Origin of the sequence: Micromonospora haikouensis, from assembly GCF_000876225.1 — a bacterium.
Lineage (GTDB): Bacteria > Actinomycetota > Actinomycetes > Mycobacteriales > Micromonosporaceae > Micromonospora > Micromonospora haikouensis.
In genome coordinates, this window is sequence record NZ_JXSX01000003.1 from 655,862 (window position 1) to 675,973 (window position 20,112).

Sequence of the window (20,112 nt, forward strand, 5' to 3'; positions counted from 1 at the left end):
GGCCGGCCCGGGTCACCCCGGACCGGCCGCCGCCGTCGTCGCCCGTCAGCGGGCGTAGACCGACATCTCCCACAGCGAGAAGCCGTAGGTCGTGGCCCGGGTCAGGCCCCGCATCCGCACGTACCGCGCGGTCTCGACCGGAAACGCGACCACGTCGGTGCCGCCGTCGCCGGCCGTGGTGGACCACACCGTGCGCCAGGTCGTGCCGTCGGCGGAGACCTCGATCCGGTACGACTTCGCGTACGCCGACTCCCAGGCCAGCGCGACCCGGCCCACCGACCGGGCCGAGCCCAGGTCGACGGTCAGCGTCTGGTCGTCGGCCCAGGAGCTGGCCCACCGGGTGCCCAGGTCCCCGTCGACGGCCTTGCCGGCGGCGTAGCCGAGCTGGGCGCTCGACGCGGTCACCGCCTTGCCGGCGGCGAGGTTCGACACGTCGTCGCCGCGCCGGGCCGGGAACGACACCACCTGCTGGTAGGTGGGCCGGTTCTGCCAGGCGATCGTGGCGTGCTTGATCCCGCCCAGCGGCGACTGGACGATCGCGTCGGCGCACCACTGGTCCCCGGCGGAGCAGGTGGAGTCGCCCGGGTACGTGGTGGTGGCCGGGGTCGCGGCGGCCGCCTTCAGCGTGTCGAGCAGGATCTGCCGGCAGCCGGCGAGGGCGCCGCCGCCGCAGTAGGTGCGGCCGAGGCCCCCGGCGACGGGGTCGCCGAGGACCGCCCGCAGGTCCTTGTCGACGTACCCCCACCAGCCGTACTGGAACGACGAGCCCTTGTGCGCCTGGGCCTCGTTGGCGGACGTGGGCAGGTTCGACTTGTCGCCCTGCTGGTGGCCGGAGGGGGACTCGTTGATCTGGAGGGCGTTGATCAGCGCCTGGTAGAGGTCGGGGCCGAGCTGGTCGCGGAACACGCCCCGCACCAGCAGCGGCCACCAGGCGTCGAAGGTGCGGATGGCGTCGGCGTGCTGGTACACCTTCGAGCCCTTGGCCGTCTCCACCCGCAGCGCGCCGGCCTGCCGCCACGCCTTCAGCTTCGCGATCTCGGCGGCCAGGGTGGCGTCGCCGACGGGCTGGCTCTCCAGCACCCGGATCAGCTCGTCGAGCACCTCGACCCCGCGCAGGTCGGTCAGGCCGGCCCGCTCCACCAGCTCGGTCAGCGTCGCCCGGTCGTACTTCTTCCCGGCGGCGATGCCGGCCTTCAGCGGCTTGTCCAGCAGGTCGCCCCGGTGCACCGCGCCGAAGCTGAAGTTGCCGTCGGCCCCGCCGAAGTCCTTGGCCTGCTTGTTGTTCCAGCTGACGTAGTAGTCCTGGTCCACGGAGTTGGGGTGGGCCGAGCGCGGCGCGTAGCTGGCGGTGTTCGTGTCGGGCTGGAAACCCTGCCACTCGTACGCGGGCTCGGCCTTCATCGGCAGGTTCGGGTTGGACCCGGCGGCCCGCAGCGGGTTGAGCCCGGAGTTGAAGTACGCCGACTGGGTGGAGTTGACGTAGAACCAGTTGAACGCGTACTCGACGTTGCCCGCCGAGGCGACGAAGGCGTCGGCGGTGCCCATCTGCGTCGGGTCGTTGAACATCTGGAAGCCGATCGCGGAGTCCGCCTCGTGCCGGTAGGTGGAGCGGAGCTGGGTGAAGGCGTGCGGCTTGCCGCCGACGGTGCCGCGCCAGGCGACCAGGCCCAGCTTGGTGCGCCACGCCACCAGCTTGTACGACCCGGCGGGCGTGGTGTCGGCCGCCGTCGGCTTCCACTTGTTGGTGTGGGCGAGCTGCTCCATCGCCACGCACTGCCCCCGGAACAGGTAGTGGTCGCTGGCCAGCGTCGGCGCGCTGCCGTCGGTGGTGCACAGCGGCACCGCGTACGTGTCGGTGATGTCGTGGATCGACGAGGTGGCGCTCCAGGCGTAGTCCTGGCCCCGGCCGAGCAGCACGTAGAGGTTGAGGCCGGCGAACGCCGCGCCCCGGGCGCTGATGCCGGGGCCCTGCAGCTCCTGGATCATCAGCAGCTGGGGGGAGAAGTATCCGGTCTGCGGCCCGAACACCGCCACCGGGTGCCCGGTCGCGGAGTTGGCGGCGGAGACCACGGCCGCGTTGGACATGCCCCGGTGGGCCGGGTCGATGGTCAGCCCGGACAGCGCGGCGGCCAGCTCCGAGCCGGTGCTGCCGGTGGCCCGGCTGGCGGCGGAGCCGGTGGGGTCGGTGAAGATCGGCTCCACCTTGGCCGTGCCGGCGTCGGGCAGCGCCACGCTCGCCGCGTCGGGGGAGGCGGAGCCGTAGGGGAAGCTCTGCCCGTCGTGCAGGGTCAGCACCGTCTCCGGGTCGTTCTGGTTGCGGAAGCCCGCCCACACCTTGTCGCCCTCGGTCGGGCCGTACTTGGCGCGGGCGGCGATGCGGACCAGCGCGGACTGCATCTCGGTGCCGCCACCGCCGCCGAACAGGCCGCCGACGACGCCGGCGATGGCGATGAGGTCGGTCATCGTGAACGGCTCCGGGCCACCCTCGTTGGTGATCGCGTCGAGGTGTCCGGTGAGGACGTACTCGCCGGGGCAGTTGCGGTTGGCCATGCAGAAGCCGATGTAGGCGTTGACGCCCGCGATGTACTCCTGGACGTCGGCGTAGAGCTGCTCGCCGCGCGGGCCCTTGGCGCGCAGCGCCTCGACCTGCGCCGCCAGGTCCGCCTCGGTGTACGGCGAGTTGCGCCAGACGCTCTGCTCCAGCTCCCGGTTGCTGGGGGCCCCGCCGGCGAACGGGGTGAGGGTGCCCCGGCCGACGTGGCGCATCAGGTCCATGGTGAACAGCCGGTCCTCGGCGCCGGCGTAGCCGGCCCCGTACATGGTGCCGCCCCGGGTGGTGCCGGTGACGTGCGGGACGCCGGTGGCCCGGTCGCGCACGATCCGCACGTCGGCGCGGGGCGAGTAGTCCCGCTCGACCTGCCCGGACGGCACGCCGAAGGAGGCGTCGTTGAAGAAGGTGCCGATCTGCTCGGGGCGCAGCCCGGCGTAGCCGTAGACGAGGTCGGCGTACTTGCCGAGCTGGTCGGCGGAGTGCCGGGGCAGCGTGCCGAGGGTCTGGTTGGCGAGGATCTCGACGAGGGTGGCGCTGCCGTTCTGGCCGGGCGGGACGATGTCGCCGCACTCGCCGAGGCAGTAGTCGTTGGCGGCGAAGGTGCTGGCGGCTGCCTTCGCGGCGGCGGCGCTCGCGGGCGTCGTGGTCGGGGTGGGGGTGGCGACGAGCAGGGCGGCGACGCCGACGGCGGCGGTCGCGCCGGCCAGCAGGCGACGCGGGGCGGTGGGACGGGGCATGGTGATCCTCCGAGCGGTGGGGATCATGACGGGGGGGTGACGATCATTACATGAAGAACATTCAGTTACCGGATGGTAGGCGTCCCGCCGCGAGATTGGAAGACGTCAATCAGCATGTCGCGCGCCGGTTACCCGCGAGTATTGAACCGGCCGGGTTCCTTGGATAACCTTCGATCCCCCGGGCTGGTGCCGGCCACACCGGACCACACTGTCTGGAAGGGACGTCGGATGAGACCCACCCGCCTGCTCGCGTCCGCGGCGCTGCTGGCCGCCCTGCTGCCCCCGGCCGCGCCCGCCGTCGCTGCCCCCGCCGGGGCCGCGCCCGCCCCCACCGCCGTCGCCTCGGGCGGCTTCTCGGTGCTCACCTACAACGTCGCCGGCCTGCCCGAGCCACTGTCCAGCGGCAACCCGGCGACCAACACCCGGCCCATCGGCGAACGGGTCAACGGCTACGACATCGTGCACGTCCAGGAGGACTTCAACTACCACGCCGACCTGTACGCCACCGACCGGCACCCGTACCGCACCGCCACCAGCGGGGGCGTGCCCTTCGGCGACGGCCTCAACACGATGTCCAACTACCCGGTGTCGGACTTCGTCCGGGTGCGCTGGGACGACTGCCACGGCACCGACTGCCTCACCCCGAAGGGCTTCAGCCGGTCCCGGATCCGGCTCGCCGAGGGCGTCTACGTCGACTTCTACGACGTGCACACCAACGCCGGCAGCGACGAGCCCGACCTCGCCGCCCGGCGGTCCAACATCGACCAGCTCTCCGCGTACGTGCAGGCGAACTCCGCCGGCAACGCGGTGATCGTGGCCGGCGACCTCAACGTCCGCTACACCCGCACCGGCGACAACATCCGCGATCTCGTGGCCGCCAACGGCCTCACCGACGTGTGGGTGCAGCAGGAGCGGGGCGGGGTGCCCCCGGCCGCCGGCAGCCCGGCGCTGACCTGCGACCCGGCCAACGTCACCAACGCCTGCGAGGTCGTCGACAAGATCCTCTACCGGGGCAACCGGCTGATCGACCTCGACCTCGACCGCTACCGCAACGAGCACGCCGCGTTCCTCGACCCGGTTGGCGCGCCGCTGTCCGACCACTACCCGCACGCCGCCTGGTTCACCTGGACCCTCGCCGACGGGCTGCGCGCCAGCGACACCTGGGGCGGCCCGCACGGCACCCCGTTCACCGACCTCGACGCCGTCGGCCCCCGGGTCACCGCCGTCTCGCTGCGCGCCGGCTCCCGCCTCGACCAGATCGGCGTACGCCTCGCCGACGGCGCGAGCCCCACCCACGGCGGCACGGGCGGCACCCCGGCCACCCTGACCCTGGCCGACGGCGAGTACGTCGACCAGGTCACCCTCACCCAGGGCAAGAAGGACGGCCGGACCCGGATCTTCTCCGCCCGGCTCACCACCAACCTCGGCCGCACCCTGGCCGGGGGCACCCCGACCGCGGACGCGGTGACCTTCACCGCCCCGTCCGGCGGCCGGCTCGCCGGGTTCTTCGGCCGCAGCGGCAGCGAGGTGGACCAGCTCGGCGTGCTCTGGAGTGTCGGGGCCGGCGGCTAGTCTTCGGAGCGTGGCTGACCCCTCGACCTACCGCCCCGCACCCGGCACCATCCCCGAGGCCCCGGGGGTCTACCGGTTCCGCGACGGCACCGGCCGGGTGATCTACGTCGGCAAGGCGAAGAACCTGCGCAGCAGGCTCAACTCCTACTTCGCCGACCTGTGGGGGCTGCACCAGCGCACCCAGCAGATGGTCACCACGGCCGAGTCGGTCGACTGGGTCACCGTGGGCACCGAGGTCGAGGCCCTCCAGCTCGAATACACCTGGATCAAGCAGTACGACCCCCGGTTCAACGTCCGCTACCGCGACGACAAGTCGTATCCGTACCTCGCCGTCACCCTCGACGAGGAGTTCCCCCGGCTCCAGGTGATGCGCGGGGCCAAACGCAAGGGCGTGCGCTACTTCGGGCCCTACTCGCACGCCTGGGCCATCCGCGAGACGCTCGACCTGCTGCTGCGGGTCTTCCCGGCGCGGACCTGCTCGGCCGGCGTGTTCAAGCGGGCCGGGCAGGTCGGCCGTCCCTGCCTGCTGGGCTACATCGGCAAGTGCTCCGCACCCTGCGTCGGCAGCGTCACGGCCGAGGAGCACCGGGGGATCGTCGACGGCTTCTGCGAGTTCATGGCCGGGCGCACCGACACCATGGTCCGCAAGCTCGAACGCGAGATGACCGAGGCCAGCGAGGCGCTGGAGTTCGAGAAGGCCGCCCGGCTGCGCGACGATGTCGCGGCGCTGCGCCGGGCCATGGAGAAGCAGACCGTGGTGCTCGGCGACGGCACCGACGCCGACGTGGTCGCGTTCGCCGACGACCCCCTGGAGGCCGCCGTCCAGGTCTTCCACGTCCGCGACGGCCGGGTGCGCGGCCAGCGCGGCTGGGTGGTGGAGAAGACCGAGGACCTGAGCCCCGGCGACCTGGTGCACCACTTCTGCACCCAGGTCTACGGCGGCGAGCAGGGCGAGGCCGACGTGCCCCGCGAGCTGCTGGTGCCCGCCCTGCCCGCCGACGCCGACGCGCTCGCCGACTGGCTGACCGGCCGCCGGGGCAGCCGGGTGTCGCTGCGGGTGCCGCAGCGCGGCGACAAGCGCTCCCTGCTGGAGACGGTGGAGCGCAACGCGAAGGACGCCCTGGCCCGGCACAAGCTCAAGCGCGGCAGCGACCTGACCACCCGGGGCAAGGCCCTCGACGAGATCAGCGACGCGCTGGGCATGCGCACCTCGCCGCTGCGCATCGAGTGCTACGACGTCTCCCAGATCCAGGGCACCGACGTGGTGGCCAGCATGGTCGTCTTCGAGGACGGCCTGCCCCGCAAGAGCGAATACCGCCGGTTCATCGTCCGGGGGGCCACCGACGACCTGTCCGCCATGTCGGAGGTGCTGCGCCGCCGCTTCGCCCGCTACCTGGAGGCCCGCGCCGAGACCGGGGAGCTGGGGGAGGAGACCGCCGCCGACCCCGACCGGCCGGGCATCGACCCGACGACGGGCCGGCCGCGCCGGTTCGCGTACCCCCCGCAGTTGGTGGTGGTCGACGGCGGCGCGCCGCAGGTCGCGGCGGCGGCCCAGGCGCTCGCGGAGCTGGGGGTCGACGACGTGGCGTTGTGCGGGCTGGCCAAGCGGTTGGAGGAGGTGTGGCTGCCCGACGACGAGTTCCCGGTCATCCTGCCGCGCACCTCCGAGGGGCTCTACCTGCTGCAACGGGTGCGCGACGAGGCGCACCGGTTCGCCATCACCTTCCACCGGCAGCGCCGCTCCAAGCGGATGACGGAGTCGGCCCTCGACTCGGTGCCCGGCCTCGGCGAGGTGCGGCGCAAGGCCCTGCTGCGCCACTTCGGCTCGCTCAAGCGGCTCGCGGCGGCCTCGACCGAGGAGATCACCGAGGTCCCCGGCGTCGGCCGGCGCACCGCCGAGGCGATCACGGCCGCCCTCAACCCCGGGGCGGACGCCCGGCCCGCCGGCTCCGACGCGGCCGACGGCAATTAGCACCCGCCGCAAATAATTGACGTCCATCTATGGCGTAGCGGGTGTCCGTGTGTCCATGATGTCGGCGGTACGGCCGTCCGCGCGTGCGCCCGACCCGTCGCCCGACGCGTGACGGGCCCAGGGCGCGTCGCGCATGTCGTCAGGGGAGGCACCATGACACCGGCAGGACGCCGCAGGACCTCCCTGCTCGGCACCGTGGCCGCAGCGACCCTGCTGGCCCTCACCGCGGCAGCCCCGGCGGTCGCCGCCCCGGCCGAGGGCGAGATCCTCGCCGCCGGCGGCCCGGACGCCGTTCCCGGCTCCTACGTCGTCGTGCTGCGCGACGCCGCCGTCACGGCCGACGCCGTGCCCGCCACCGCCCGCCGCCTCGCCTCCCGGCAGGGCGGCCACGTCGGCCTGGTCTACCGGCACGCCCTGCGCGGCTTCGAGGCCCGGCTCTCCGAGCGGGGCGCACGCCGGCTCGCCGCCGACCCGGCCGTGGCCTCCGTGACGCAGAACCGCACGGTGTCCGCGTCCGACGTGCAGACCCCGACCGCGTCCTGGGGCCTCGACCGGATCGACCAGCGCGCGCTGCCGCTCGACAACTCGTTCACCTACCCCCGCGCCACGGCGGCCGTGCGGGCCTACGTGATCGACTCGGGCATCAACCTCACCCACGGCGAGTTCGCCGGCCGGGCGGTGTCCGGCTGGGACTTCATGGACAACGACGCCGACGCCACCGACTGCCAGGGCCACGGCACCCACGTGGCCGGCACGCTCGGCGGGTCCACCTTCGGGGTGGCCAAGCACGTGCAACTGGTCGCCGTGCGCGTGCTGAGCTGCACCGGCGGCGCCTGGGCCTCCCAGGTCATCGCCGGGGTCGACTGGGTCACCGGCGACCACGACCCCGGAGAGCTGGCCGTGGCCAACATGAGCCTCGGCGGCGCGGCGTACGCGCCCATGGTCGAGGCCGTGCGGCGGTCCATCGCCGACGGCGTCACCTACGCGGTGGCCGCGGGCAACGAGAACGGCGCCGACGCGTGCACGACCACCCCGGCCTCCGTGCCGGAGGCGATCACGGTGGCCGCCACCGGGGCCAACGACGCGCGCGCCTCGTTCTCCAACATCGGCACCTGCGTGGACCTGTTCGCGCCGGGCGTCGACATCACCTCGGCGTACATCGGCGGCACCGCCACCACCCGCACGGCCTCCGGGACGTCGATGGCCAGCCCGCACGTCGCCGGGGCCGCCGCGCTGATCCTGGCCGAACACCCGACCTACACGCCGGCCCAGGTGACCCAGGCGCTCCTGGCCGACGCAGGCGTCGGGGTGGTGACCGACGCGGGCGTCGGCACGCCGAACCGGCTGCTGCACGTCGATCCCACCACCCCGGCCAACGACTTCACCCTGACCGCCACCCCGGCCAGCGTCACCGTCACCGCCGGTGGCACCGTCACCACCACCATCGCCGGCAGCGTCACCAGGGGCGCGTCCCAGCCGGTCGCGCTGGCGGTCCGGGGCCTGCCGGCGGGCGTCACGGCCACGTTCCAGTCCGCCAGCATCTCCTCGAACGCCGGCACCACGCTCACGGTCGGCACCGCGTCGACGACGCTGGCCGGCACGTACACCGTCACGGTGATCGGCACCGGGACCGCCGCGACCCGCGCGGTGGCCGTCCAGCTGCGCATCGACGACCCGGCCGCCTGCGTCCGCTCCGACGGCACCGACCGGGCGATCACCGACTTCCAGAACCTCTACGCCCCGATCACCGTCACCGGCTGCCCCGGCAACGCCGCCCGCAACAGCACGGTGGAGGTGCACATCGAGCACGCCGTGATCGGGGAGCTCGACGTGCGGCTGATCTCGCCCCGCGGCACCTGGTACTTCCTCATGGACCACACCGGCGGCGACAGCGACCGCATCGACTACACGTTCACCTACGACCTGTCGGCCGAGCCGGCGAACGGCACCTGGAACCTGTACGTCAGCGACAACCTGGCCCAGGGCACCGGGTTCCTCGACTCGTGGAAGATCAACGTGGCGGGCGCGGACCTGCCCGCGCCCGCGTGCGGCGGGGTCGCCACCGCCGACGTGCGGATCCCGGCCTCCGGCACGGTCGAGTCGCCGATCAGCGTGCCCGACTGCGGCCGGGCCCCGTCGACCACCAGCTACGTCGAGGTCAGCATCGCGCACCAGTTCGGCCGCGACCTCCAGATCTCCCTCGTCGCGCCCGGCGGGCAGGTGGTGCTGCTCAAGGAGAGCCCCGTGGGGTCGTACAAGGCGAACGCCCGCGAGGCCTACATCGCCGACCTGTCGGGCAGGCCGACCCTCGGCACCTGGAAGCTGCGGGTCGAGAACGTAGCCGGCTACGAGGGCCTGATCGAGGGCTGGAAGCTGACCCTCTGACGGCGCTTCAACGATGGCTGCTAGTCGCCGTCGCCCCAGCACAGCCCGCCGATGCCGGCCGCGCTGTGGAAGCCGGGGTGCCCGGTGACGTCCAGGCAGACCTCGCCGTCGGGGCCGATCCGGCCGCAGAACACCGGCTCGACGTGGTTCCAGGCGTCGGCCCGGGACAGCAGCGCGGCGCTCGCGGGCAGCTCGGGGCGCAGGATCGTCAGGCCCTCCGTGTAGACGACGGCCTGGTCGCGGGCCTCCCGCAGGTCGGGCGCCGGGTAGGACAGGTGCAGCGTCCACCGGCGGTGCATCTCGTACGCCCCGGCGGGCGGCCGGTTGCGCCCCGAGCCCCGCTCGCGGTCCGTCGTATAGCGGTTGACCAGGGAATTGACGTACGACGAGAGGGCGTCCGGCTTCGTCAGCGCGTGCGCGACGGCGGCCCGGACCCGCTCGGACACGTCGGCCCCGTCGAGCATGGCCGCCAGGTCACGATGAAAGTCGGACTCGGGCCACTGCGACGCTTGATCGTCAGTCACTGTCATGTACCTCTCCGTAATGGGTGAGTAGCAAGAGACTGACTCATCGGGCTCGGAAACGCAACGTCGCATTTTCATCCGTCGCGTTCTTGATCTGTGGTCGCCCTCGGGTGAGAATCGGTTACCCGCAGTGGAGGTGGTGTTGGCGATGGCGCAGGTGCCGAGTCCGACGATCAGAGCCCGTCGTCTGCGCCGCGAGCTGCGTCGCCTGCGGGACCGCACCGGGCGCACCGCTGAGGATGTGGCCAAGCTTCTGGGCTGGCATCGCACCAAGATCATCCGCTTCGAACTCGGGCACTCCCGGGTGATGCCCAAGGACCTGCCGCCGTTGCTCGACCTCTACGACGCCTCCGAGGAGGAACGGGAGTCGCTGACCGCGCTGCTGCGGCAGTCGCGCCAGAAGGGCTGGTGGAGCGCGTACGGCGACGTGCTGCCGGACGACTACGTCGGCTTCGAAGCGGAGGCGACGTCGATCAGCGCGTTCGAGAGCCTGTACGTGCCCGGCCTGTTGCAGACGGAGGAGTACGTCCGCGCCATCGTCAAGGCGGGCCGCAGCACCGCCGACCAGGACGAGACGGACCGGCGGGTGGCCGCTCGACTCGGCCGCAAGGCCCTGCTGTCGCGAGATGTGCCGCCGAGGTTGTGGATGGTTCTTGACGAAGCGGCCGTGCGCCGAGTGGTGGGCGGACCGAAGGTCATGCAGGCGCAGATCGCTCGCCTCATCGAGGCGTGCGGGCTGCCCACCGTAGAGATCCAGATCCTGCCCTTCGCGGCTGGGGCACATGCAGCCATGGGCGGCCCGTTCACCCTGCTCGACTACTCCGATCCGATCTTGGACCCCACCGTCGTCTATCTCGACAACGACTCCAGCACGCTTCTCTTGGAAGAGGAGAGACACGTGGCCCGATATAGACTCATGTTCGATCACCTCATGGCCAAGGCGCTCGACCCTGACGAGTCGGCCGGCTTCCTGGCTCGGGTGGCTGATGAGTATTGACTTCACCTGAGGGGCTTGACGATGACCGCTCCGGACGTTCACGCGGGGAAGTGGCGCAAGAGCGGCCGGAGCAGCGCGAGCGGTTCCAACTGCGTCGAGGTGGCCGAACTCTCTGACGCGTTGGCGGTGCGGGACTCCAAGGACCCGGGTGGCCCTGCACTCCGCTTCGACCGGGACGCCTGGTCGTCGTTCGTCGTCGGCCTGCGGCACGGCCTGCGCGGCTGATCCCTCGCCGAGTTGGTCGCCGCCCTGATGCCGGCGGCATCACCCACGCCCGGTTAGATGACCGGATGGCGGTGAGCATCGACATCGAAGCCCTGCGTGACGCGGCCGGTTCCGTGGCCTGCGCAGCGGCGGACACGTTGCGGGCAGCGGGTCAACCGGCGGAGTTCGTGCCGGCCGGCGGGGGAGCGTCCGGCGTGATCCGGGAGGCCGGGGAGCCGGCGTACGAGGTCTGGGTGGGCATCACGGCGGACGGCTTCACCGCCGAGTGCGACTGCCCGGACGGCGCTGGGCTGTGCGCGCACGCGGTGGCCCTCACCCTCGTCGCCCTGGAAGACGACCTGCCGTGGTCCTCGGCGGCCACCCCACCGTCAGTCCTGAGCATCGACGCCAAGGTCGCCGAGTTGGCGGAGGTCGCGCGCGGCATCCCCGCGCGTCGGCTCACGATGCTGGTCGCCGAGTGGGCGGCCACGGATCGCGTGCTGGAGAGCGCGCTGTTGGCGCGCGCCGGCCGGCTCGCGCCCCCGAGCGCCGCAGAACTCGACGACCTCCGCCGTACGATCGACGGCCTGGCCCACGATGCGGCCGACGACCGGTACTGGGATCTGCACGACGTGGAGAAGGCCGGCCGGGCGATGGTCGAGGAGATCGAGGTGCTCGCCCAACGGCCGGCGACCCCGGAGGCGCTGCTGGTGGTCGAGGAGGCGGCCCGCGCCTGGGACCGCATCGTCCCGCCGCTGCTGGACGCCCCGGAGACGTACGAGGAGGAAGTGGCCGAGATCGGCGGCGCGCTACGGGCGGCCCATGTCCGGCTCTGCGAGCAGGCGCAGCCGGATCCCGACGAGCTGGCCGCCCGGCTGACCGAGATCATCGAGGCGGCCGAAATCGACTCCTGCCTCGACGAGCCGTGGGACTACCTCGCCGTGCTGGGCCGCCAGCGGGTCAAGGCGCTGCGGCAGCTCCACTGACGACCGCCGCGCCCAACGCTGCCGCCGCCGTGCGTTCTTGTTAGGAAGGGCCCCCTGTACAACAGAATGCGTTAACAAGGGGCCCTTTCTTGCACTCAGGCCCAGGGGGCGAGCGGGTACCAGGGGATGATCTCGCGGCGGGCGAGCAGCCGGACGTCCCAGTAGAGGAACGTGAACGCCCCGGCGACGATGAACGCGACCGCCGTCAGCACCGCCAGCCGGCTCGGCCGCTCGGCGAACCACCGTTGCAGGCGGGAGCCGGCGAGCCAGGCCAGCAGCAGGAACAGCACCGCCATGATGACGATGTTGCCGAGGGACTGGAGCGTGAACGCCGCCGCACCGTACAACGGGTTGCCGCTCTCGGCGGCGTCGCGGAACATCTGCCGGAACAGCGGGAAGGGCCGCCCGATCAGGAAGCCCGCGATCAGCGCGCCCATGAAGACCATGGGTGCGTTGGGGAACCGGCGGGCGATCCGGGCGAACGGGTCCGCGACGATGCCGAGCGAGGCCAGGCCGAGGTAGACCATCACCAGGCCGATCAGGCCGAAGACGACCATCGACTGGATGCTGCGCGGCGACAGCCCGCCGGGCGTGGTCGGGGCCGTGGAGAACTGCGGCATGGCGGTGCCGACGAGGCCGACGATCGCACCGTACGTCGCCGACACCGCGATCATTCCGACGGACATCCAGCCCAGCGGTTTCAGCGGCTGGCCGAAGCGGTGCAGGCGGCTCCCGGCGGTGGTGCCGGTGAGCGGGGCGATAGCACCGAAGGCGGCGATGTTGCAGGCGGTGAACGTGCCCGCGATGCCGGAGACGAAGGCGAACACGATGCCCGCCGCGATGCCCTGGATGGGCGTCTCCTTGGCGTCGTGGCCCAGCAGCGTGTTGGCGACGTTGTCGCCGATGGTCTGGTCCACGAACTCGGCCGACCAGACCACGGTCAGCAGGAAGCCGCCGAGCACGCTGAGCAGGACGATCAGTGCGCGCCGCCGGGGGAAGTGCCCGTTGACGAAGGTGGACGTTCCCGCGCCTGCGCGGTCGGGCCGGAGGTCCACGGGGGATCGGGACGAACGATGGGTCTGCGTCACGCTGCGCTCCTCATGCCGAGGGGGACGAGACCCCGGCGGGGGCGCGTCGGCGACGCCGACGACGACGCCCGGACCGGGAGGCCGGCACCGCCGGCCGGGTGGACATCGCCCGCCACCGATATTCATCGAGTTGGGTCGATGTCCAACCGCAGTATGGCGTCGGGTCGACCGACCGACTTCTCCGATCGTGCCCAATCCCACCCCCCTTTCCGCCCCACTCACACCCTCACCCCCGGTTCCGCCCCCGCTCCGCCCTCCCCGCCCGGTTCCGTCTCGACCCCTCGGCGTTCGTGGACAGTTCCTGTCCGGAGGGAACGCCAACTGTCCAAGAATCGAAGAGCTGCCCCGTCCCCGCCCGGCCCGTGCCGCCCGCATCCTCGCGATCTTGCACTTGGGGCCCGGGCGAAAGGGATGCATGGGGCGAGTCGGAGGCCGCAAGTGCAAGATCGGCGGGGCAGGTCGGTGGGCCGGGCGGGCGGCGGGAGGGGCGGGAGCGCGAGGCGCGGCGGGAGGTGGTGGAGGCGCGGCGGGGGAGCGGCGGCAGGGGTGAGGGGTGGCGCGGCGGGGACGGGCGGCGGGGTGGTTGCCGGATCCTGAGGGCCGGGCGGGATAGAGTTCTAGGTCGGCCACCGCGGTCAGGTCGGCCGTGCGTCATCCGTGGGGAGTAGGCAGTGAACGAGGCGCGGACGCCCGAGGTTCCGGCCGGCGACGGCCCGACAGCGGCGGCGGGGGCGGCCACGGAATCGCTGCCGGTGGCCGCGGAGGCGGCGACCCGGGCGGCGACGGAGTCGGAGACCACCCTGGTAGTGGTGACCGGCGTGTCCGGCGGCGGGCGCAGCACGGTGGCCCGGGCCCTGGAGAACGTCGGCTACTACGTCGTCGACAACCTGCCGCAGGCGCTCATGCTCGACATGGCCGAGCTGGCCGTCAAGGCCGGCGGCGCGGCCCGGCGTACGGCGATGGTGCTGGACGTGCGCTCCCGTGCCTTCTCCACGGACCTGGCCGGGGCGATCCGGGAGCTGAAGGACCGGGGCTTCTCCCCGCGCGTGGTCTTCGTGGACGCCGACGACGAGGTGCTGATCCGCCGGTTCGAGAGCGTCCGGCGCTCGCACCCGTTGCAGGGCGAGGGGCGGCTGGCCGACGGCATCGCCGTGGAGCGGGGCCTGCTGGAGGAGGCCCGCGACCAGGCCGACGTGATCATCGACACCAGCCACCTGAACGTCAACCAGCTGCGTCGCCGGATCGAGGAGCTGTTCGGCGGCGAGGACGCCCGCCGGCTGCGGATCACCGTGCTCTCCTTCGGCTTCAAGTACGGCCTGCCGCCGGACGCCGACTTCGTCCTCGACGCCCGGTTCCTGCCGAACCCGTACTGGGTGCCCGAGCTGCGGGAGCACACCGGGCGGGAGGAAGCGGTCAGCGCGTACGTGCTGGGCCAGGAGGGCGCGGACGCCTTCGTCGGGACGTACGCGGACCTGGTCAACGCCACCACCGTCGGGTTCGAGCGGGAGGGCAAGCGGTACCTGACCGTGGCGGTCGGCTGCACCGGCGGCAAGCACCGCAGCGTGGCCATCGCCGAGGAGCTGGCCGCCCGGCTGCGCCACGCCGGGCTGGCGGCCAACGCGCAACACCGCGACCTGGGACGCGAATGACGCCGCCGGCGGAGCCCCCGGGCGGGGGCGGCGGGCGGGGCGACGGGCGGCGTACCCGGGTGGTCGCCTTCGGCGGCGGGCACGGCCTGTCGGTGTCCCTGCGGGCGCTGCGCCGGTGCGTGCCCGAGCTGGACCTGGACATCACCGCCGTGGTCACCGTCGGCGACGACGGCGGCTCCAGCGGCCGGCTGCGCGCCCGCCGGGGCGGCCTGCCCCCGGGCGACCTGCGTCAGGCGCTGGTGGCCCTCGCCGGGGACCATCCGGCCACCCGACGCACCGCCGGGCTGTTCCAGCACCGCTTCGCCGACACCCCCGGCGACCCGGTCGGCACCGACGACGGGCTGGCCGGGCACGCCGTGGGCAACCTGGTGCTCTGCGGGCTGATCGAGCTGCTCGGCGACCCGGTGGCCGCCCTGGAGCACGCCGGGGCGATGCTCGGCGCGGTGGGCCGGGTGCTGCCGATGTCCCGCCAGCCGGTCGGCATCGAGGCGCGGGTGCGCGGGGCCGACCCGGCGTACCCGGACGAGGTGCGCACGGTGCGCGGGCAGCACCAGGTGGCGGTCACCGGGGGGCGGGTGGAGTCGCTGCGGCTGACCCCGACGACCCCGGCGGCCTGCGCGGAGGCGGTGGCGGCGACGGCCGAGGCGGACTGGTTGATCTTCGGGCCCGGCAGCTGGTACACGAGCGTGCTGCCGCACCTGCTGGTGCCGGGGCTGGCCGCCGCGATCGTGGCGAGCCCGGCCCGCCGGCTGGTCACCCTCAACCTCGCGGCGGAGAAGGAGACCCTCGGGCTCTCCCTCGCCGACCACCTGGCCACCCTGCGGCACTATCTGCCCGAGCTGGCGGTGGACCTGGTGCTGGCGGACTCCAAGGCGGTGGGCGATCCCGCGCCGGTCGAGCGTGCGGCAGAATCGCTGGGTGCCCGGCTGGTCCTCGCCCCGGTCGCCGTCACCGACGGCGAACCCCGTCACGATCCGGCCGCCCTGGGTGCCGCCCTGGTGCCTGTCCTGGGCGCCGATCGTTAAGCACGTACGTAATCTCCGGCGACACGCCGGAACCGGTCCGTGAGGGGGCGCACAATGGCGATGACGGCTGCGGTCAAGGACGAGCTGAGCCGGGTCGACGTGCCCAAGCCCTGCTGCCGGCGGGCGGAGATGGCGGCGCTGCTGCGCTTCGCCGGCGGGCTGCACATCGTCTCCGGCCGGGTGGTGGTCGAGGCCGAGCTGGACACCGGGGCGGTGGCCCGGCGGCTGCGCCGGGAGATCGCGGAGGTGTACGGCTACTCCAGCGAGATCCACGTGCTCGCCTCCGGCGGGCTGCGCAAGGGCAGCCACTTCATCGTCCGGGTGGTCAAGGACGGCGAGGCGCTGGCCCGGCAGACCGGGCTGCTGGACGTGCGGGGCCGTCCGGTGCGCGGCCTGCCGCCGCACGTGGTGGCCGCGAACGTCTGCTGCGCGGTCTCCGCGTGGCGGGGGGCGTTCATGGCGCACGGCTCGCTGACCGAGCCCGGCCGCTCCAGTGCGTTGGAGATCACCTGCCCGGGCCCGGAGTCGGCGCTGGCGCTGGTCGGCGCGGCCCGGCGCATCGGCATCACCGCGAAGAACCGCGAGGTGCGCGGGGTCGACCGGGTGGTGGTCAAGGACGGCGACGCCATCGCGGCGCTGCTCACCCGCATAGGAGCACACTCCAGCGTGCTGGCCTGGGAGGAGCGCCGGGTGCGCCGCGAGGTGCGGGCCACCGCCAACCGGCTGGCCAACTTCGACGACGCCAACCTGCGCCGCTCGGCGCGGGCGGCCGTGGCCGCCGCCGCCCGGGTGACGCGGGCGCTGGAGATCCTCGCCGACGACGCGCCGAACCATCTCACCTCCGCCGGCCGGCTGCGCCTGGAGCACCGGCAGGCGTCCCTGGAGGAGTTGGGCGCGCTCGCCGATCCGCCGCTGACCAAGGACGCCATCGCCGGGCGGATCCGCCGGCTGCTGGCCCTGGCCGACAAGCGGGCCCGTGACCTGGGCATCCCGGATACGGAAGCGGCCGTCACGCCCGACATGCTCGTGGTCTGATAGGACGGTGGCGGTGGGCGCGCGGCGGCCCGTCCCGCAGCGCGTCACCGCGGGCGCGTGCCCGGCCCCGGGAGCGCGCAGCGGATCACCACCCGGCGCACCGCGCCGCCACGCGCTCGGATAGGGTCGTTGCGTACGGCAAGGGGGCCGGCACCGGCACTCTCGCCGTGCACACCGCCTCCGGCGGTCAGGTTCTCTCGGGCCGCGGCGGGGTGGCCGACACGAACTGTCAACGGCCGACTCCAACGGTCGGCGCACACCACTTCGCCGGTCCGATTCCACGCCGGCGGATAAGAACGCGAGGAGATGGGACCTGTGACCATCCGGGTTGGCATCAACGGCTTCGGCCGCATCGGCCGTAACTTCTTCCGGGCCGTGCTGGCGTCCGGCGCGGACATCGAGGTCGTGGCCGTCAACGACCTGACCGACAACGCGACGCTCGCCCACCTGCTCAAGTACGACAGCATCCTGGGTCGCCTCCCGCACGAGGTCAAGGCGACGGCCGACGAGATCACCGTCGGCGGCAAGACCATCAAGGCGTTCGCCGAGCGCGACCCGGCCAAGCTGGCGTGGGGCGAGGTCGGGGCCGACGTGGTCATCGAGTCGACCGGCTTCTTCACCGACGGCACCAAGGCGAAGGCGCACGTCGACGGCGGGGCCAAGAAGGTCATCATCTCCGCCCCGGCGAAGAACGAGGACGTCACGGTCGTCATGGGCGTCAACCACGACCAGTACGACCCGGCCAAGCACACGATCATCTCGAACGCCTCCTGCACCACCAACTGCCTGGCGCCGATGGCGAAGGTGCTGCACGACACGTTCGGCATCACCAAGGGTCTGATGACCACCATCCACGCGTACACCCAGGACCAGAACCTCCAGGACGCGCCGCACAAGGACCTGCGCCGCGCCCGGGCCGCCGCGCTGAACATCGTCCCGACCTCGACGGGCGCCGCGAAGGCCATCGGCCTGGTGCTGCCGGAGCTGAAGGGCAAGCTCGACGGGTACGCGCTGCGGGTGCCGATCCCCACCGGCTCGGCCACCGACCTCACCGTCGAGGTGGGCCGGGAGACCTCGGTCGACGAGGTCAACGCCGCGCTGAAGGCCGCCGCCGAGGGCCCGCTCAAGGGCGTCCTGGTCTACAACGAGGACCCGATCGTCTCCGCCGACATCGTCACCGACCCGGCGTCGTGCATCTTCGACGCGCCGCTGACCAAGGTCATCGGCAACCAGGTCAAGGTCGTCGGCTGGTACGACAACGAGTGGGGCTACTCGAACCGCCTGGTGGACCTGGTCAAGCTGGTGGGTCAGTCGCTGTGACCATCCGCAACCTCGACGACCTGCTCGCCGAGGGGGTGTCGGGTCGGCGCGTGCTCGTGCGCGCCGACCTGAACGTCCCGCTCGACAAGCAGACCGGCGCGATCACCGACGACGGCCGCATCCGCGCGGTGCTGCCGACGTTGACCGCCCTGACCGGGGCGGGCGCGAAGGTCGTGGTCTTCTCGCACCTGGGCCGCCCGAAGGGCGCGCCCGACCCGCAGTTCAGCCTGCGTCCGGTCGCGGCCCGCCTCGGCGAGCTGCTCGGCGCGCAGGTGCGGTTCGCCGAGGACACCGTCGGCGAGTCCGCCCGGTCCACGGTCGACGCGCTCGCCGACGGCGAGGTCGCCCTGCTGGAGAACCTGCGCTTCAACAAGGGCGAGACCAGCAAGGACGAGGCGGAGCGCGGCGCGTTCGCCGACCAGCTCGCCGCGCTCGGCGAGGCGTACGTCGACGACGCGTTCGGCGCGGTGCACCGCAAGCACGCCAGCGTCTTCGACGTGCCGGCCCGGCTGCCGCACGTCGCGGGCCGCCTGGTGCTGCGCGAGGTGGAGGTGCTGGCCAAGCTGACCGGCGAGCCGGAGCGCCCGTACGTGGTGGTGCTCGGCGGCTCGAAGGTCTCCGACAAGCTCGCGGTGATCGAGGCGCTGCTGCCGAAGGTCGACCGGCTGCTCATCGGCGGCGGGATGTGCTTCACGTTCCTCAAGGCCCAGGGCCACGAGGTGGGCACGTCGCTGCTGGAGGAGGAGATGGTCGAGACCTGCCGCAACCTCCTGGAGCGCGCCGGGGGCAAGATCCTGCTCCCGGTCGACGTGGTGGCGGCGGACGCCTTCGCCCCCGACGCGGCGCACGACACGGTCCGCGCGGACGCCATCCCGAGTCACCGGCTCGGGCTGGACATCGGCCCGGAGACGGTGGCCGGCTTCGCCGCCGCCCTCGCCGACGCGAAGACGATCTTCTGGAACGGCCCGATGGGCGTGTTCGAGATGGCGGCGTTCGCGAACGGCACCCAGGGCGTGGCCGAGGCGATCACCAAGGCCGACGCGTTCAGCGTGGTCGGCGGCGGCGACAGCGCGGCGGCGGTCCGCGCGCTGGGGCTGGACGAGTCGTCGTTCGGGCACATCTCCACCGGCGGCGGCGCGTCGCTGGAATACCTGGAGGGCAAGACCCTCCCCGGCATCGCGGCGCTGGAGGACTGATGGCGGCGATCACCCGCCGGCCGCTGATGGCCGGCAACTGGAAGATGAACCTCAACCACCTCGAGGCCAACCTGCTGGTGCAGAAGCTGGCCGCGAGCCTCACTGCGCAGCAGCTCACCGACGTCGAGTGCGTCGTGCTGCCGCCCTTCACCGACCTGCGCACCGTGCAGACCGCGATCGAGGGCGACAAGCTGCTCATCGGCTACGGCGGGCAGGACCTGTCGCCGTACCCGTCGGGGGCGTACACCGGGGACATCTCCGGGGCGATGCTGGCGAAGCTCGGCTGCACGTACGTGGTGGTCGGCCACTCCGAGCGGCGGCAGTACCACCACGAGGACGACGCGCTGGTCAACGACAAGGTGACCGCCGCGCTGTCCCACGGGCTCACCCCGATCCTGTGCATCGGGGAGGGCCTGGAGGTGCGCGAGCAGCTGCGGCACGTGCCGCACTGCTGCGACCAGCTCGACGGGGCGCTGCGGGGGCTCACCCCGGAGCAGGTCACCAAGGTCGTCGTGGCGTACGAGCCGGTCTGGGCGATCGGGACGGGCAAGACCGCCACCCCGGAGGACGCCCAGGAGGTGTGCGGTGAGGTGCGCAAGCGCCTCGTCGAGACCTACGACCAGGCGACCGCCGACCAGGTGCGCATCCTCTACGGCGGCTCGGTGAAGTCCTCGAACGTGGCCTCGATCATGGCCCAGCCGGACGTGGACGGGGCCCTGGTCGGCGGCGCGAGCCTCGACGCCGAGGAATTCGCGAAGATCTGCCGGTTCCCGGAGCACATCAGCCGCTGAAGGCTCGCTATCCTTGACTCCGCCCGTCCACCGGCCGGTGCCGCAGTGCCCGACCTGTCCGGGCGAGGATCGCTACGAGA

The 20,112-nt window shown here is 72.7% G+C and carries 15 protein-coding genes; 12 read left to right on the forward strand and 3 right to left on the reverse strand.

What is annotated here, in order from left to right:
- Positions 1-45: 45 nt before the first annotated feature.
- The gene (locus TK50_RS24540; RefSeq protein ID WP_052503901.1) at positions 46-3,288 is read right to left on the reverse strand and encodes a penicillin acylase family protein; all 3,243 of its coding nucleotides are present in this window, start codon (positions 3,286-3,288) and stop codon (positions 46-48) included.
- Positions 3,289-3,516: 228 nt separating this feature from the next.
- On the opposite strand from TK50_RS24540, the gene TK50_RS24545 reads away from it, so the two are divergent.
- From TK50_RS24545 to TK50_RS24555, 3 genes are all read left to right on the forward strand, one after another.
- Positions 3,517-4,860 (forward strand): jacalin-like lectin, encoded by a 1,344-nt coding sequence (locus tag TK50_RS24545; protein ID WP_043967488.1) that lies wholly within the window; start codon positions 3,517-3,519, stop codon positions 4,858-4,860.
- 10 nt (positions 4,861-4,870) lie between these two features.
- Entirely contained in the window at positions 4,871-6,832 is a 1,962-nt protein-coding gene (gene uvrC, locus TK50_RS24550; protein WP_043967491.1) for an excinuclease ABC subunit UvrC, read from the forward strand.
- 153 nt (positions 6,833-6,985) lie between these two features.
- Positions 6,986-9,217 carry a S8 family peptidase gene (locus tag TK50_RS24555; RefSeq protein ID WP_043967494.1) on the forward strand — a complete coding sequence of 744 codons (2,232 nt, stop codon included), beginning with the start codon at positions 6,986-6,988 and terminating at the stop codon, positions 9,215-9,217.
- 20 nt (positions 9,218-9,237) lie between these two features.
- Here the strand turns inward: TK50_RS24555 and TK50_RS24560 are convergent, their stop codons facing one another.
- Positions 9,238-9,747 carry a hypothetical protein gene (locus tag TK50_RS24560; RefSeq protein WP_241774111.1) on the reverse strand — a complete coding sequence of 170 codons (510 nt, stop codon included), beginning with the start codon at positions 9,745-9,747 and terminating at the stop codon, positions 9,238-9,240.
- Between the two features lie 142 nt (positions 9,748-9,889).
- Here TK50_RS24560 and TK50_RS24565 point away from each other — a divergent pair, with 142 nt between their 5' ends.
- The 3 genes from TK50_RS24565 (at position 9,890) to TK50_RS24575 (ending at position 11,928) form a co-directional block, all read left to right on the forward strand.
- On the forward strand, positions 9,890-10,738 hold the full coding sequence (locus TK50_RS24565; RefSeq protein WP_043969333.1) for a helix-turn-helix domain-containing protein: 849 nt from the start codon (positions 9,890-9,892) through the stop codon (positions 10,736-10,738).
- A 21-nt stretch (positions 10,739-10,759) separates the two neighbouring features.
- Positions 10,760-10,963, forward strand: a complete 204-nt coding sequence (locus tag TK50_RS24570) for a DUF397 domain-containing protein (protein ID WP_043967498.1) — start codon at positions 10,760-10,762, stop codon at positions 10,961-10,963.
- 65 nt (positions 10,964-11,028) lie between these two features.
- On the forward strand, positions 11,029-11,928 hold the full coding sequence (locus TK50_RS24575; protein ID WP_043967500.1) for an SWIM zinc finger family protein: 900 nt from the start codon (positions 11,029-11,031) through the stop codon (positions 11,926-11,928).
- Positions 11,929-12,023: 95 nt separating this feature from the next.
- On the opposite strand, the gene TK50_RS24580 is transcribed toward TK50_RS24575, so the two are convergent.
- Positions 12,024-13,016 (reverse strand): hypothetical protein, encoded by a 993-nt coding sequence (locus TK50_RS24580; protein ID WP_043967501.1) that lies wholly within the window; start codon positions 13,014-13,016, stop codon positions 12,024-12,026.
- 746 nt (positions 13,017-13,762) lie between these two features.
- On the opposite strand from TK50_RS24580, the gene rapZ reads away from it, so the two are divergent.
- The 6 genes from rapZ (at position 13,763) to tpiA (ending at position 20,032) form a co-directional block, all read left to right on the forward strand.
- Positions 13,763-14,665 carry an RNase adapter RapZ gene (rapZ, locus tag TK50_RS24585; protein ID WP_043969334.1) on the forward strand — a complete coding sequence of 301 codons (903 nt, stop codon included), beginning with the start codon at positions 13,763-13,765 and terminating at the stop codon, positions 14,663-14,665.
- A complete protein-coding gene (locus TK50_RS24590) occupies positions 14,662-15,690 on the forward strand; it encodes a gluconeogenesis factor YvcK family protein (protein WP_043967504.1) in 1,029 nt (342 codons plus the stop codon). Before rapZ ends, TK50_RS24590 begins: the two co-directional genes overlap by 4 nt.
- 54 nt (positions 15,691-15,744) lie before the next feature.
- Positions 15,745-16,725, forward strand: coding sequence for a DNA-binding protein WhiA (gene whiA, locus TK50_RS24595; protein ID WP_043967505.1), 981 nt, complete (start codon positions 15,745-15,747; stop codon positions 16,723-16,725).
- A 315-nt stretch (positions 16,726-17,040) separates the two neighbouring features.
- Positions 17,041-18,045: a type I glyceraldehyde-3-phosphate dehydrogenase gene (gene gap / locus TK50_RS24600; protein ID WP_043967506.1), complete on the forward strand. Its 1,005-nt coding sequence runs from the start codon at positions 17,041-17,043 to the stop codon at positions 18,043-18,045.
- Positions 18,042-19,241: a phosphoglycerate kinase gene (locus TK50_RS24605; protein WP_043967507.1), complete on the forward strand. Its 1,200-nt coding sequence runs from the start codon at positions 18,042-18,044 to the stop codon at positions 19,239-19,241. Before gap ends, TK50_RS24605 begins: the two co-directional genes overlap by 4 nt.
- Positions 19,241-20,032, forward strand: coding sequence for a triose-phosphate isomerase (gene tpiA, locus TK50_RS24610; protein ID WP_043967508.1), 792 nt, complete (start codon positions 19,241-19,243; stop codon positions 20,030-20,032). Before TK50_RS24605 ends, tpiA begins: the two co-directional genes overlap by 1 nt.
- The last annotated feature ends 80 nt before the right edge of the window (positions 20,033-20,112 follow it).

Excerpts from the sequence above, each read along its gene's own strand:
- TK50_RS24540 (WP_052503901.1), bottom strand. The coding sequence starts at position 3,288 with ATGCCCCGTCCCACCGCCCCGCGTCGCCTGCTGGCCGGCGCGACCGCC.
- TK50_RS24545 (WP_043967488.1), top strand. The coding sequence starts at position 3,517 with ATGAGACCCACCCGCCTGCTCGCGTCCGCGGCGCTGCTGGCCGCCCTG.
- TK50_RS24555 (WP_043967494.1), top strand. The coding sequence starts at position 6,986 with ATGACACCGGCAGGACGCCGCAGGACCTCCCTGCTCGGCACCGTGGCC.
- TK50_RS24560 (WP_241774111.1), bottom strand. The coding sequence starts at position 9,747 with ATGACAGTGACTGACGATCAAGCGTCGCAGTGGCCCGAGTCCGACTTT.
- TK50_RS24565 (WP_043969333.1), top strand. The coding sequence starts at position 9,890 with ATGGCGCAGGTGCCGAGTCCGACGATCAGAGCCCGTCGTCTGCGCCGC.
- TK50_RS24570 (WP_043967498.1), top strand. The coding sequence starts at position 10,760 with ATGACCGCTCCGGACGTTCACGCGGGGAAGTGGCGCAAGAGCGGCCGG.
- TK50_RS24575 (WP_043967500.1), top strand. The coding sequence starts at position 11,029 with ATGGCGGTGAGCATCGACATCGAAGCCCTGCGTGACGCGGCCGGTTCC.
- TK50_RS24590 (WP_043967504.1), top strand. The coding sequence starts at position 14,662 with ATGACGCCGCCGGCGGAGCCCCCGGGCGGGGGCGGCGGGCGGGGCGAC.
- whiA (WP_043967505.1), top strand. The coding sequence starts at position 15,745 with ATGGCGATGACGGCTGCGGTCAAGGACGAGCTGAGCCGGGTCGACGTG.
- tpiA (WP_043967508.1), top strand. The coding sequence starts at position 19,241 with ATGGCGGCGATCACCCGCCGGCCGCTGATGGCCGGCAACTGGAAGATG.